Consider the following 13659-nt stretch of genomic DNA (forward strand, 5'->3'; position numbering starts at 1 on the left):
GGGGGCCCGGGTCAGGAGGAGACGAAGCTTCGGCGCGCGATCTGGATGCGGACCGACTCGACCTGGGCCTGCTGCCGGCGCGCTCGCTCGACGAGTTGTTCCAGATCGATGTCGGCCAATGCCGGGTAGGCGGATCTGATCTCGACGATGGCCTCCCACATGGCCTGTTTCCCGGTGATCCCGAGGACGAGCATCTCGCAGTGCAGCAGCAGGCTCAGCTCCTTCTGCCCGGTCAGTATCTCGGCGGTCGCGATCCGTTGAGCCTGACCGGCGATCCAGCCCGCCGCTTCCTTGACCGGGTGGCGCCCGGCGCCGATGCGGCCGATCAGGCTGCTCAGCACGTCCCGGTCGTCCTCGATGGCCTCGGCCAGGCCGGTCAGCGTCGTCGAGCCGAGATCCTCGGCGACGCGCTGCTCGAGTTGTCGTGCCAGCTCGATGCCGGCGTTCGCGCCGCCGAGGTGATCATTGAGGTAGATGCTCAGCGCGTCGGCCGGGCCTGCCATGGCCGTGTCCTTCCGCTCGGGGTGGGTCAGCACCTGGACAGTGCCGCACCGGCCGCACCCGCGCGCGGTGGGACGACCGACGGGGAGCTCACGTCGGTCGCTGTTCTTTGGGCCAGGAGCCCCGCGAGCGGCGCGACGACTCGTCGGAGCGGCCGCCACCCATGAGCCCGAAGGAGACCATCGGTCGGCTCAGCGGGAACGAGAAGCTCGAGACCGAGGGGAAGACCGAGCAGCGCAAGAGCAAGCTGAAGCAGGCCGGGAATCAGGCGAAGGACGCGTTCAAGAAATAGCCTCGGTAAGTGCAGTTCCGTCCCAATGGTGCAGCGAGCTGGGTGGTCAGCTAGCAGTGGCAGCGCAGCCGCGGCTCCAGCGGACAACAGATTCCGGCCGGTGTCGACCGGGTCGTGTTCGGCCTGCTTCGACCGCGCCGGCCTCGCGCGCCGTGGTCGCATCGGACACTGCACCCATCGGCATACGGGTGACGAGGGCGACCGCGTCCGGCTCGGGCACCGCGGGGACGGGCCCGGCCGGACCGGTCGGCTGCAGACCACGTACCTGCAGCATTCCGCTCCGGCCACCGAGCCGATGCTGGGTCTGCCCGAGCAGACCCGGTAGGCCGGCGTCATAGCTGGTCACGGCCCGGGCGTCGATCATCAGGAACCGGGTCGGCTCGGCGAGGAATGCGTCGATGTGCTCACCCAGTCGGTCCACCACCGCGGCATCGAGATCCCCGCGCAGCACGATCAACCCCTCCCCCGGCCCGTCGATGAACGAGCCGATGAAGCTGGTGGTTGCGGCGCCCACCCACCCGGTGACGTCCGCGGACTGGTGCTCCATTCGGCCCCGGCCTTTCATGTGCACGCCAACAGGAACGTTGGGCCACCGGGGACTGGAGCGACACCGACCGGCGCAGAGCCTACGTGATCCACATCATGGCGTCACCCCCTCGCGCCTCGCGCACGCGTCCGGGTGTCGTGGCCGGTGTTCGGACGCGGGGTGGTTCCGGCGTCCGATCGGCCCTCACGCGCCGGCTACCTTCATCGGACCATCGACACCCGTCAGCGTGGGCTGCCGGGGCCGGGGCCGGGCAGGCCGTCGGTGCCGGCGATCACGGCCCGGGCCAGGTCGGTGAGCCGGCGGTTGTGGTCACGGGCGTGCCCGCGCAGCATCCGGAACACCTGTTCCGGGTCGAGCCCGAATCGTTCACCGAGGATGCCCTTGGCCTGCTCGATGAGGACCCGGCTGCTCAACGCGGTCTGCAGCTGGTCGATCACCGTGGCCTGGTCGACGCGTTCGCGGTATTGCAGCAGCCCGATCGTGGCCAGGTCGGTCAGCGCCTGGGCGACCCGTGCCGACTCCGCGTTCAGCCCGCCCGGAGCGCGGCCGAGCAGGTTCATCGCCCCGACCACCTGCTCGCGGTAGCGCATCGGTACCGCGTGCACCGCGGCGAACCCCGCGCGGCGGCAGGCCGGGACGAACCGCGGCCACCGGTCGACGGACCCGGCCACGTCGTCGATCGCCACGGCGGTCCCGGAACGGTGGCAGTCCAGGCAGGGGCCCTCGCCGGCCTGCAGCTGATAGAGCTCCAGGTGCCGGGCGTCCTGGTTACTGGCCGCCATCACCTGCAGCCGGCCCTGCGAGTCGGCCAGCAGCAACCCGACCGCGTCGATCTCGAGCACCCGCACGCAGCGATCACACAACCGCAGCAGGAACTCCACGATGTCGAACCCGGCCACCAGCGTGTCGGCGCACTCGACGAACGCCTCGGCCAGCTCACCGGCCCCACCGGCCCGCCATTGCGCCTGCGGGTCCATGCGCCCTCCCGTGCTCGGGGTCGACGGCCGAGCGGGGCTGGGTCCGGACAGCGGCCCATCCCGGGACCGTGTGGAGCCCCGCCACTGTAGTGCGCCCCACAGCCGGAGGGCACTTCCTACGACCGAGTTCGGGGATCGGGATCAGCGCGGCGGGTTCGCTGCGCTCAGCTCGGTGCCGGGTCGAATCGCAACCGGCGGGCGACGACGTCGGCGGCGGTCTCGGCCAGGGAGCGGTCGGCGGCCCAGGCGTGGGCGCGCAGTCGGAGCAGTGCGTCGTCGACGCCGGTGCCGAGTTGGGCGGCGATCATGCCGCTGGCCTGGAAGATCTGGGTCTGGCCGGCGCCGAGCGGGTCGGCGGGTTGGTCGGCGGGTATCCCGGCACGCAGGTCGAGCAGGGTCCACAGCGCGGCCTCGGCGAACCCGAGCCCGTGGCGCAACTGCTCGGAGGTCAGCGGACCTGGGCGTTGCCGGCACAGCAGCAGGGAGCCGCAGCAGACCGCGCCGGCCAGCAGCGGGAACGCGAACACCGCCCGCACCCCCTGTTCGACCGCCGCAGCGGCGAATCCGGGCCAACGCTCCTGCGCGGCCGGGGTGCCCAGGTCCGGCCCGTGCGCGGGCCGGTGCGTGGCATCAGCCTCCCAGCACGGCCCGGTACCGGTGGTCAGCTGCAGCTCCGCGACCCGGCAGGTGGCCGGCCCGGCCACGGCCAGGTGCACGAACTCGCCGAGGTCACCGAGCGCGGTCAGCGCGGCCCCGTCGACCCCGAGCGCGTCGACGCAGGCCTGCACCAACCGATCAGCCGTCACACTCGGGCCACCTTCGTCGCTTCCAGGACACCTCAGCAGGGTGCGGACAGGATAACGGCAGCCTGGACATATGGCAGTCGTCGCTCACTTGCCGCGGCCTCGCCCGGCACAGGCCAAGGCCGGGGGCCATCACCCGAGATGGCCCCCGGCCGGGGTGGCCGACCGTCCGCTCCCCAGCGACGTCGGCGTGACCCCGACACTCCCATGCGAGCGGTCTCCGTCACCCGGAAATCGTCAATCCTGTGGAGTCGGTGATGCCCGGCAACCGTTGTCGATCAGCGGGTGCCGTGCTCCGGCCGGGGCAGGTCTGCGCGACCGGTGACCACGGCACCGGCCAGCTCGGTGAGCCGACGGTTGTGGTCACGGGCGTAGCGGCGCAGCAGCCGGAACGCCTGGTCCGGAGCGAGGCCGAACCGTTCGGAGAGCATCCCGTTGGCCTGTTCGATGATCACCCGGCTGGTCACCGCGGTGTGCAGCTGGTCGATCAGGGTGGCCTGGTCGGCGCGTTCACGGTGCTGCAGCAGCCCGATCGTGGCCACATCGGTCAATGCCCTGGCGATCCGTACCGAGTCCGGGTCCAGCGCGCCGGGGGTACGGGCGTACAGGTTCATCGCCCCGATCACCTGGTCGTGGTAGCGCATCGGCAGCGCATGCACCGCGGCGAACCCGGTTTCCCGGGCGGCCGGGGTGAACCGGGGCCAACGGTCGCCGTCCTCGGCGAGGTCGGGGATCACCACCGGGGTCCCGGCGCGGTGGCAGTCCAGGCACGGGCCCTGACCGGACTCGATCTGGAGCAGCTCCAGCTGCCGGACCGGCTCGCTGCTGGCCGCCATGACCTGGAGCCGATCCTGCGGGTCGGCCAGCACCAACCCGGCCGCGTTGATCTCGAGCAGCCCCGCGCAGCTGTCGCAGAGCCGGATCAGGAACTCCACGAGGTCGAACCCGGCCACCAGGGTGTCGGCGCACTCGACGAACAACTCGGCGAGCTCACCGGCCCGGTCCGGCGGCCACCTGCGATGTTCGTCCATGCGTCCTTCCGGAGTAGAGCGTTGACGGCCCACCGGGGTGGGCCATACGGGGGCGGCCCCGAGGCCGTCTGCGAAACCACACCGTAGGCGGGCGCGCGGCACGGGTCATCGCCTACTGGCGGGTACGGGGTGAGTGTGACGCAATCTTGCTCGGGCCGGGACCGAATGGCGGTCGACGGGCCCGCATCCGGATGTGTACCTACAAGAGACCGCTCCAGACCCCGGCGGGCATCGACTCTGTCATCTCGATGTCCCGGGCCTCCGAACGAGCAGGCGGCCCCGGCACAGAAGGGGGCCCGTCCGTGTCCCGAACCCCGCCGACACCACAGCGGGGACCCGGCCGGACCGGGGCGCTCCGCCCCCCGTCACCCGGCGCAACGATCTGGATCATCGACGACCACCAGCTGGTGGCCTCCTCGCTGGCCGGCAGCCTGCGCGTAGCCGGCCACGACGCCCGCGTTCACCCGATCCGCTCGACCCCGGAGTTCCTCGCCGTCACCCGGCGCACCACCGCCGGGCTGGTGCTGCTCGACCTCGAACTCGGCCGCGACCCCGCCGGCCACCGGATCGACGGAGTCGAACTGGTGCACCCCCTGCGAGTGGCGGGCTGGCAGGTGCTGGCGCTGACCGACGACACCGCGCCCGAGCGGGTCGGCGCCGCTCTAGCCACCGGCGCCGCCGGCGCCATACCCAAGACCGCGCCGCTGGCCACCCTGCTGGCCGCCCTCCGCAACGCCCTCGCCGGCCGCCCGGTGCACCCCCCGGCCCAGCTCCGCGACCTGATCGCGCACCACCACCGCCACCTGGACGACCACCACCAGCTGGACGCCGCGCTCGCCGCCCTCTCCACCCGCGAACGCGAGATCCTCGACCTGCTGGCCGCCGGCCGGCGAGCCCAGACCATCGCCGCGCACTACGTCGTCTCGGTGGCCACCGTGCGCACCCAGATCCGGGGCGTACTCACCAAACTCGGCGTCAGATCCCAGCTCGAAGCCGTCGCGCTCTACACCCGACACCATCACCCCGAGCCCTGACCACATCCCCTTCCACCCCGTCCACGCCCGGTCCACGTAGGTCACGAAGCCCCGTCCGGGCCCGGCGCGGGGCGGAACCACTCCCCTGCCACCACCGCGCGGTACAGCTCGGCGCCGACCGCCTGCTCGGTCGCCGCGGTCTGGCTGGCCTGGGCACGCAGCGCGGCCAGCTTCAGCGCCACGGCGTCGCCGGACAACACGAGGTCGACCGCGAGCGAACTCGCGGGCGAGGGCGCGAACACGTCCTTCCCGTCGTCCATCGCGGTGACCAGCGAGCCGAAGTCGCGGACCCACCCGGCGGTCACGGTCGCGTGCAGCAGCCGGGGTCGCCGGCGGGCGGCGGCGAGCGCCAGGTCGGTCCAGGCCGACACGGCGCGATGGTCGGAGTGCCCGGTCATCCCGTCCGGGCCGAAGGTCAGCACGGTGTCCGGGGCGACCTCGTCGAGGATCGCGGTCAGCTCGTCGAGCGTGCCGGCGGCCGGCTCGGGCGCCAGGTACCCGTCCAGGTGGCAGACGCCCTGCTCGTCGCCGAGGAACCGGTGCTCGATCCGGTCGCCGCCCAGCACCGCCAGGCTCGACACGATCTCGCGGGACCGCACCCGGGCCAGTCGTGCCGGCGGCCAGGTCGCCGGGTCGTCGGTGCCGCGCTCCCCGCGGGTGGCGGTGACCACGACGACCCGCTGCCCGGCGGCGGCCGCGGCAGCGAGCAGGCCGCCGGAGAGGTAGACCTCGTCGTCGGGGTGGGCCCACACACCGAGCACCGTCCCCAGCCGGGGCACCTCGGCAGTCGTGCGCACGGGGCGGTCGTCGACGGTGTCCGCGGCGTCGGCGTCGGCGAAGGTGTCGGTCGGGGTTGCCGTCGATGTGGTCATGGTGTCCGTCTCCTCTGCACCCGCACGGATGTGCGATGTGGCCGAGCATCGACGGCTCCGCTGGCACGGCCCATACATCGCGCTGTCGCGGCGTTGTCAGGGGGCCGGACGGGATGCCCGGCCCAGGTGCCGGTCGATCGCGGCCCGTGCGACGTCGAGGGCCTGTTCGCGGCCGACGGCCGGTCCGGGTGTGGCGGGCCGGTCACCGCCCGGCGCATCCGGCGCCCGGTCGGCGGCGGCGTCCAGGGTGACGGCCGGGCCGTCATCGCCGAGGGTGCGCAGGAGCTCGGCGAGGTTGCGCAGGGTGACCCACTGCTGGGTCCAGTTGCCGTCGCGGGCCCAGTGCTCGACGGCCTCGCGGTAGCCACGCAACGCGTCCGGCACCCGTCCGGCACGAGCCCGGACCGTCACCAGGCCCACCGTGGCGATCCCGACCACGAACGTCGCCCCCGACGCGCGGGCCGTCGCCATCGCCCGCAGGTACCCCTGCTCCGCATCGCCCAGAGCGCCCGTGGCGTTGTCGATCTCGGCGTCGATGTAGGCGCCGAACGCACGGATGGTGGGGGCGACGCTTCCCGCGACCATCCGGAGCACCAGCCTGCGCGCCCGCGAGACGTCGCCGGCATAGAGCGCGGCCAGCGCCCCGATCCCGGGCGGGGTGCCCGGGCGGAACGCCAGCTCGGCCGCGGCGAGATCGTGGGCGACGGCGTCGTCGGCGGCCCCGCGGCTGAGGTCGGCCGCGGCCAGCGCATTCAGGCAGTACCAACGCCCCTGGTCGTCGACGGCCCGGTCGAGACCGGACCGGGCCAACCGGTCGGCGCGGGTGTGGTCGCCACGCATGTACGCGTCCTGGGCGGCCACGCCGAGTACCGCTGCCGCACACGGGTGCCCGGACAGCGCGGGGTCGTCGACCAGCTCGTCGGACCACGTGCGGATCTCGGTGAGCTCGCGCCACACCGAGACCTCGGACAGACTCACGACGATCGCGACGGCGTCGTCGAGGGCACCCTGCTGCCGGGCCAGGCGCCAGGCGGCTCGCAGGTTGCCCAGCTCGCGGCGCAGTGTCGCGTCGGCCTCCGGCTCGCGCTCGGTCACGGCGGTGGCGTCGATCCGGGCGGCGAGCCGCACCGCCCATTGAACGAGCCCCGCCTCGGCGGCCTCGCGCTCACCGGCGTCGGCCAGCCGGTCGCGCCCGAACGCGCGCAGGGTGTCGAGCATCCGGTAACGCCGGGCGCCGACGGAGACCGTCCCGGGCGGGTCCACGGCGTCCGGATCGTGCCCCGTCGAGGCCTGCACCATCGAGGCGTCCACCAGCCGCGCGAGGAGCCCGCCCGGGTCGCCGCCCAGCCCGAGATCGAGGGCCGCACCCTCCGCGGTGGCCAGGTCGACCCCGTCGGCGAACACGGCCAGGTGCCGGAACAAGCGCTGCTCGTCGCCGCTGAGCAGCTCGTAGGACCAGGCCACGGTTGCCCGCAGGGTGCGATGCCGGGCATGCAGCCGGCCGCCCCCGAGCAGGTCCAGCGACCGGTCGAGGCGATCAGCCAGGTCGCGCAGCGAGAACGTGCTCAGCCGTCCCGCCGCGAGCTCGATGGCCAGCGGGATCCCGTCGAGGCGGCGCACGATCTCGGCCACCCGGACGAGGTCCTGCGGGCCCGGCTCGAAATCCGGACGCACCCGCCCGGCGCGCTCCAGGAAGACCGCGACCGAGGCGACCCGCGACAGCTCGTCCGGGGCGCCGTGCCCAGGGGCCGGCAGCGGCAGCGGAGCCAGGCGCACGACGGCCTCCAGCGGCAGGCCGAGCGGCTCCCGGCTGGTGGCCAGCACGGTGATCTCCGGGCAGCTCTCGAGCACCGCGCCGATGACGTCCCGCGCGGCGTCGAGCAGATGCTCGCAGTTGTCCACCACCAGCAGCCGCGGGCCCGCGGACAGCACGGTGACGCAGGCGGCGAGCACCCCGCCCGTCGGGGCCTGCAGGTCCAGCGCGGAGGCCAGCGCGTACGGGACGGCCCCGGGGTCGGTGACCGGAGCCAGCAGCAGCGTGACGGTGGGTCGGTCGCCTCGGACGATCTCGCGGGCCAGGTGGGTCTTGCCCACCCCGCCCGGCCCGGCCACCGTGACCAGCCGCTCGCTGCCGAGCAGCCGGGTCAGGACGAGCGCCTCCCGGTCCCGTCCGAGCAGCCCGCCGTTCCGTCGCGCCGGACCGGCCGACGACGTGGGGGACGACGACGTGGGGGACGTCCGGGCGGGCGGTCCCTCCCCGCTCGTCACACGCTGCGGGCGCGGGGCTGCGACCGACCCCGCGGCGATGTCCCGTTCGAGGTTTCGGAGATCCGGTGACGGGTCGAGCCCGGCTTCGTCGGCGAGCCGGCGCCGGTACTGCCGCCCGGTCTGCAGGGCCAGTGGTGCCTGGCCGGTCGCGGCCTGGGCCCGCATGAGCAGCAGGACCGCGGGTTCGCGCAAGGGTTCCCGGGAGGCGGCCTCCCCGGCCGGCCCGAGCGCCTCCTGCGCGCCACCCACCTCGACCAGGCAGCCGACGAGCAGGTCGGTCGCCTCCCGGCGCAGCTGTTCCGCGGCGAGCGCCGCTGCGCTCAGCGGGGGCGTGTCGACCAGGTCGGCGAGCGACGGCCCCCGCCACAGGGCGTCCAGCGCGCGCAGCGACGCGACGGCCGCGACCGGGTCGCTGCGCGCGCTCCCGCGGGCCACCGCCAGCAACGACCGTGCCTGCGCGAGATCCAGGTCCCCGGCGTCGAGCGCCAGGCGGTACCCGTTCGCGCCCGTCGCCAGCCGGGCCGCCCCGGCCCCGAGCTGCACCCGCAGCCGGGACACGTGGCTGTGCACGGTGGACCGGGCGGTCGCCGGCGGACCGGACGGCCACAGCGCGTCGAGCATCTGCTCGACGGTCACCACGCGCCCCTCGGCGAGCGCGAGCAGCGCCAGCAGCGCGCGCCGCTTCGGCCCGCGCACTTCGACCGCCGCGCCGTCCACCGTCACCCGCAGCGGCCCGAGCACGTCCACCCGGACCGCGGCCGGTGTGTCTCCGGATCCGCCCATCGCCCACCTCGGCCGTCTCGCAGCTCCCCGCACGAGCATGCTCCGGCGCAGCCGGCGCGCAAGGTCCGCGCGACCGCCCGCCGGACGCGTGCCAGGCCTTTTCAAGCGAGGTGCAAGACCGGGGCCGGAGCCTCGTCACCGGACCGGCACGGGCCGGAGATGAGACCAGCGAGGGGACCGACGCTATGACCACGACGCAGACCACGGCCGCGGACATCCGCGAACGGACGTGGGTGCAGGCCCTGCGGGCGACGATGACCGGCGACGTGATCGACCGGTCGGACGCCCGCTACGACGAGGCCCGCCGGGTGTGGAACGGGATGATCGACCGCTACCCGGGCGCGGTCGCGCGCTGCGCGGACACCGCCGACGTCGTCGCCGCGGTCGAGGTGGCCCGGGCACACCGGCCGGCCGTGAGCATCCGCGGGGGCGGCCACCAGGTCGCCGGCAGCGCGGTGTGCGACGACGGCCTGGTCCTCGACCTCTCGACCATGACGGGGATCCACGTCGATGCGCACACCCGCACGGCGCGGGTCGGAGCCGGGGCGCGGTGGGCCGAGCTGAACCGCGCGACGCAGCGGTACGGCCTGGTCACCCCGGGCGGTGAGGTCTCCGAGACCGGCGTCGCCGGCCTGACCCTCGGCGGCGGCCTGGGTGCGCTGCAGCGCGCGTTCGGCCTGAGCTGCGACAGCCTGCGCTCGGTGGAGATCGTCACTGCGGACGGGACGGTGCGCAGGGCGAGCACCCAGCACCACCCGGACCTGTTCTGGGCGGTCCGCGGCGGGGGCCGTGGCCTGGGTGTGGTCACCGAGTTCGAGTTCGACCTGTACCCGCTGGGCCCGCAGGTCGCGAACGCGCTGGTGCTCTACCCCTACGAGGAGGCGCGTTCGGTGCTGGCCGCCTGGCGGACGCTGGTCGACCGGCTGCCGGACACCGTCTCCCCCGAGTTCGCCCTGTGGAGCGTCCCGCCGGACCCGGAGATCCCGGCCGAGATGCACGGCACGCCGGTGGTGCTGGTCGCGGGCCTGTACGCCGGCGACGCGCAGGAGGGCCTCGACGTGCTGGCTCCGATGGCCCGGCTCGGAACCCCGCTGCTGGACGCCACCGGCATCGTCGACTACACGGCCAGCCAGAGTGGGCTGGACGCGCTGTTCCCCGCCGGCGGCCGGTACTACTTCACGTCGCACTTCCTGGACGACGTCGACGATGCGGTGGCGGCCGCGCTGGTCGCGGCCGACGCGGACCGCCCGAACCCGGAGTCGCTGATCATCATCCGCACGCTGGGCGGTGCGGTGGCCCGGGTCGGGGCCGGGGACAGCGCGTTCGCCCACCGCCGGGCCCGCTTCAACGTGAGCTTCGACGCGGGCTGGTCGGACCCCGCACTGGACGGCACGGCGATCGGTTGGGCCCGGTCCGGCTGGGCGGCGCTGCGCCCGTTCGCCACGGGCGGGGTGTACGTCAACTTCGCCGGTCTCGGCGAGGACATCGACCGGGCCGCCACCTACGGCCGGCACGCGGCGCGCCTCACGGAGATCCAGCGGATCTACGACCCGGACCGCATCCTGGTCGAGGCTGCCGGGTGTCCCTGAGGGGCCCCCGGCCGCCCGGACGCGGGTTCGGGGCAGCGGGTGCCCGGTCGTCGAGCAACGGCATCCCGTCGCCCCACCCGACGCCCTCGACGGGCCGCCCCGGAGGGTCGACACTCGATCGGGTGAGTGACGCGTGGGGCGGGGCGGCGGGGCCGTTGCTCGAGCGCGAGGACGAGATCACCTCCCTGGACGCGGCGGTCCGCCGGGTCGCCGGCGGCGAGGGGGTCGTCGTGCTCCTGGAGGGCCCGGCCGGCATCGGCAAGACCGGGCTGCTGGTGGAGGTGCGCCGCCGTGCCGCGGCGGCCGGCCTGCGCGTCCTCGCGGCCCGGGGCGGCGCGCTCGAGCAGGCGTTCCCGTTCGGAGTGGTCCGGCAGCTGTTCGAGCCGGCCCTGCGCGACGCGGGCGGTGGGCGTGCCCTCACCGGCGCGGCGGCCGCGGCCCGCGACGTCTTCGCCACCGTCGTCGAACTCGGCGGCGACACGGTGGCGCCCGAGCCGTCGTTCGCGTCGCTGCACGGCCTGTACTGGCTGACCGTCGACCTCGCCGCGGACGGTCCGCTCGCGATCGTCGTGGACGACCTGCACTGGTGCGACGGCGCGTCGCTGCGGTTCCTCGCCTACCTCGCGCGCCGCCTCGACGGGCTGCCCGTGCTCCTCGCCGCCACTCTGCGGCCGGCGGACCGCACGGTGGACGCCGCCGTGCTCGGCGAGCTCACCGGCGACGCCGGCACCGTCTCGGTACGGCCGCGGCCGCTCAGTGAGCGCGCGGCGGCCGAGCTCCTCGCCGGCCGTCTCGGCGGCGGTGCAGACGGGGCCGCCGACCCGGCTTTCACGACCGCCTGTCACACCGCCACCGGCGGAAACCCGCTGTTGCTGCAGAGCTCGCCCGGGCCCTCGCCGCCGAGGGCGCCCGCCCGGACGCCGCCCACCTCGGGCTCGTCGCGAACGTGGGTCCCCGCTCCGCCGCGCGCTCGGTGCTGGTCCGCCTCGCGCGGCTGCCCATCGAGGCGGTGCGGATGGCGCGCGCCGCGGCGGTGCTGGGCGACGGCGCCGCGCTCGACCTCGTGGCCGACCTCGCCGGCATCGACGACGAGCAGCGCGCCGCCGCCGCGGACGCGCTCGTGCGGGCCGAGATCCTGCGCGACGAGCCGCTGGTCGGGTTCGTCCATCCGCTCGTGCGCGACGCCGTCCACCACGACGTCAGCCCGGTCGAGCGGGCGCAGGCCCACCGGCGGGCCGCCCGCCTGCTGGCCGACCGCTCGGCACCGCCCGAGCGGATCGCCGCCCACCTGCTCGCCGTGCCCCCGCGCGGGGAGCCGTGGGTCGTCGAGACCGCGCTCGCGGCCGCCGGGGTGGCCGCCCGCACGGGTGCCGCCGACGCGGCGGTCGAGCACCTGCGGCGCGCGCTCGCCGAGCCGCCGCCCGCGGCACTGCGCACCGAGGTGCTGCTGCAGCTCGGCCGCGCCGAGCTGCTCACCCGCGGGCCCGACGCCGTGCAGCACCTCCTCGAGGCGTCCGCGGCGCTCGCCGATCCCGGCGCCCGGGCAGGCGTCGCCCAGCTGCTCGGGCGGGGGTTGCTCTTCACCGGTGACCCCGCCGCGGCCGCCGACCTCGCGCGCCGCGCCGCGGCCGAGCTGCCGCCCGGACACGAGGACCTGCGGGCCCGGCTGTCGGCGTTCGAGTTGATGGCCGTGTTCTTCGGCGGTGGCGACCCGGACACGCTGCGCCGTCTCGAACCGCACCGGGTCCTGCCCGTCCCCGACGGCCTCGGCGCGAAGATGCTCGCCGCGGTCGCCGCGCAGGAGTGGGCGTACGCGGGAGGGTCGAGCGAGGTCTGCGCGGAGCTGGCCCGCCAGGCGCTCGACGGCGGCGCGCTGCTCGCCGCGGACTTCGAGCTGCTCGGGATGACCGCCCTGGTCACGCTGGTTCTCGCGGACAGCGAAGCGGCGCCGGCCGCCATGGACGCGGCGCAGGCCGACGCACACCGTTGCGGGTCGCTGTTCACCAAGGCCGCGGTGAGTCTCTGGCGCGGGTTCGCGCTGCTGCGTTTCGGCGAGCTGGCCGACGCGGAGCGGTCGATCCGGACCGGACTCGACGAGTTCGTCCAGTGGGGCTTCGGCGACGTGGGCGCGCAGGTGCACGGCGCGGCGTTCCTGTCCGCGGTGCTGCGCGAGCGGGGCGACCTCCCGGGTGCGCGCCGGGCGCTGGAGCTGGCGCACGATCCCGGCGACGCCTCGGAGGCCGCCCGCTACTGGTCTCACCACCGGTTGGAGCTGCTCGTCGCCGAGGGCCGGCTCGCGCAGGCGCTGCCGGTGGCCGACGATGCGGCGCGCAGGTTCGGCTTCCTGCGCCATCCCGTCGACACGCCGTGGCGCTCGCCCCGGGCCGTGGCGCTGCACGGTCTCGGCCGCCACGACGAGGCGCTGGCCCTGCTCGCCGACGAGCTGGACCTCGCCCGGGCCTGGGGCGCGCCCGGCACCGTGGCCCGCACGCTGCGGATCCTCGGGACGCTGCGCCGCGACCCGGACCAGCTGCGCACGGCCGCCGAGATCACCGCGGGCACGCCCGCCCGGCTCGAGCACGTGAAGGCGCTGGCCGCGCTCGGTGCGGCGCTGCGGCACAGCGGGCGGGTGCGCGAGGCCCGCGAGCCGTTGCGCCGGGCGGTCGAGCTGGCCGAGGCGTGCTCGGCACCCGGCCTGGTCGACCACGCACGTACCGAGCTGTACGCGGCCGGTGGACGGGCGCGGGCGACGGCCTCGACCGGCCCCGCATCGCTCACGGCGAGCGAGCGCCGGGTGGTCGGGCTCGCCGTGCACGGCGCGACGAACCGCGACATCGCCCAAGCGCTCTTCGTCACCCCCAAGACCGTCGAGCTGCACCTGAGCAACGCCTACCGCAAGCTCGCCATCTCGTCGCGGCGGGAGCTGGCCGGCGCGCTCGCCACCGCCTGAAGTCCCGGGTCG

The 13659-nt window shown here is 74.9% G+C and carries 11 protein-coding genes and 1 pseudogene; 5 read left to right on the forward strand and 7 right to left on the reverse strand.

Translation table 11 applies throughout. From position 1 onward, the window contains the following. Positions 1-11: 11 nt before the first annotated feature. Positions 12-503 carry a hypothetical protein gene (locus JOF36_RS20830; protein WP_210029772.1) on the reverse strand — a complete coding sequence of 164 codons (492 nt, stop codon included), beginning with the start codon at positions 501-503 and terminating at the stop codon, positions 12-14. Between the two features lie 161 nt (positions 504-664). Here JOF36_RS20830 and JOF36_RS20835 point away from each other — a divergent pair, with 161 nt between their 5' ends. Beyond that, positions 665-793: a CsbD family protein gene (locus JOF36_RS20835; RefSeq protein ID WP_210029774.1), complete on the forward strand. Its 129-nt coding sequence runs from the start codon at positions 665-667 to the stop codon at positions 791-793. Between the two features lie 46 nt (positions 794-839). On the opposite strand, the gene JOF36_RS20840 is transcribed toward JOF36_RS20835, so the two are convergent. The 4 genes from JOF36_RS20840 to JOF36_RS20855 all read right to left on the reverse strand — a co-directional run bounded on the left by JOF36_RS20840 (position 840) and on the right by JOF36_RS20855 (position 4151). Next, positions 840-1340 carry an STAS domain-containing protein gene (locus JOF36_RS20840; RefSeq protein WP_210029776.1) on the reverse strand — a complete coding sequence of 167 codons (501 nt, stop codon included), beginning with the start codon at positions 1338-1340 and terminating at the stop codon, positions 840-842. Between the two features lie 221 nt (positions 1341-1561). Next, positions 1562-2317 carry a GAF and ANTAR domain-containing protein gene (locus JOF36_RS20845; protein WP_210029779.1) on the reverse strand — a complete coding sequence of 252 codons (756 nt, stop codon included), beginning with the start codon at positions 2315-2317 and terminating at the stop codon, positions 1562-1564. A 164-nt stretch (positions 2318-2481) separates the two neighbouring features. Next, positions 2482-3123 carry an ANTAR domain-containing protein gene (locus JOF36_RS20850; RefSeq protein ID WP_210029781.1) on the reverse strand — a complete coding sequence of 214 codons (642 nt, stop codon included), beginning with the start codon at positions 3121-3123 and terminating at the stop codon, positions 2482-2484. A gap of 275 nt (positions 3124-3398) precedes the next feature. After that, positions 3399-4151, reverse strand: a complete 753-nt coding sequence (locus JOF36_RS20855; protein WP_210029783.1) for a GAF and ANTAR domain-containing protein — start codon at positions 4149-4151, stop codon at positions 3399-3401. Between the two features lie 302 nt (positions 4152-4453). Here JOF36_RS20855 and JOF36_RS20860 point away from each other — a divergent pair, with 302 nt between their 5' ends. Continuing rightward, on the forward strand, positions 4454-5185 hold the full coding sequence (locus JOF36_RS20860; RefSeq protein ID WP_307862496.1) for a LuxR C-terminal-related transcriptional regulator: 732 nt from the start codon (positions 4454-4456) through the stop codon (positions 5183-5185). Positions 5186-5226: 41 nt separating this feature from the next. Here the strand turns inward: JOF36_RS20860 and JOF36_RS20865 are convergent, their stop codons facing one another. Next, positions 5227-6057, reverse strand: coding sequence for a PIG-L family deacetylase (locus JOF36_RS20865; protein ID WP_210029787.1), 831 nt, complete (start codon positions 6055-6057; stop codon positions 5227-5229). Positions 6058-6153: 96 nt separating this feature from the next. Then, positions 6154-9108, reverse strand: a complete 2955-nt coding sequence (locus JOF36_RS20870; protein ID WP_210029795.1) for an AfsR/SARP family transcriptional regulator — start codon at positions 9106-9108, stop codon at positions 6154-6156. A gap of 185 nt (positions 9109-9293) precedes the next feature. Here JOF36_RS20870 and JOF36_RS20875 point away from each other — a divergent pair, with 185 nt between their 5' ends. The 3 genes and pseudogenes from JOF36_RS20875 (at position 9294) to JOF36_RS40990 (ending at position 13647) form a co-directional block, all read left to right on the forward strand. Continuing rightward, entirely contained in the window at positions 9294-10697 is a 1404-nt protein-coding gene (locus tag JOF36_RS20875; RefSeq protein WP_245350922.1) for an FAD-binding oxidoreductase, read from the forward strand. Between the two features lie 122 nt (positions 10698-10819). Further along, positions 10820-11290 (forward strand): annotated as a pseudogene (locus tag JOF36_RS41425) (AAA family ATPase); the annotation flags it as partial. 353 nt (positions 11291-11643) lie between these two features. Next, complete coding sequence (locus tag JOF36_RS40990; protein ID WP_210029804.1) at positions 11644-13647, forward strand: helix-turn-helix domain-containing protein; 2004 nt, start codon at positions 11644-11646, stop codon at positions 13645-13647. The last annotated feature ends 12 nt before the right edge of the window (positions 13648-13659 follow it).

It is taken from the genome of Pseudonocardia parietis, from assembly GCF_017876315.1.
Classification (GTDB): domain Bacteria; phylum Actinomycetota; class Actinomycetes; order Mycobacteriales; family Pseudonocardiaceae; genus Pseudonocardia; species Pseudonocardia parietis.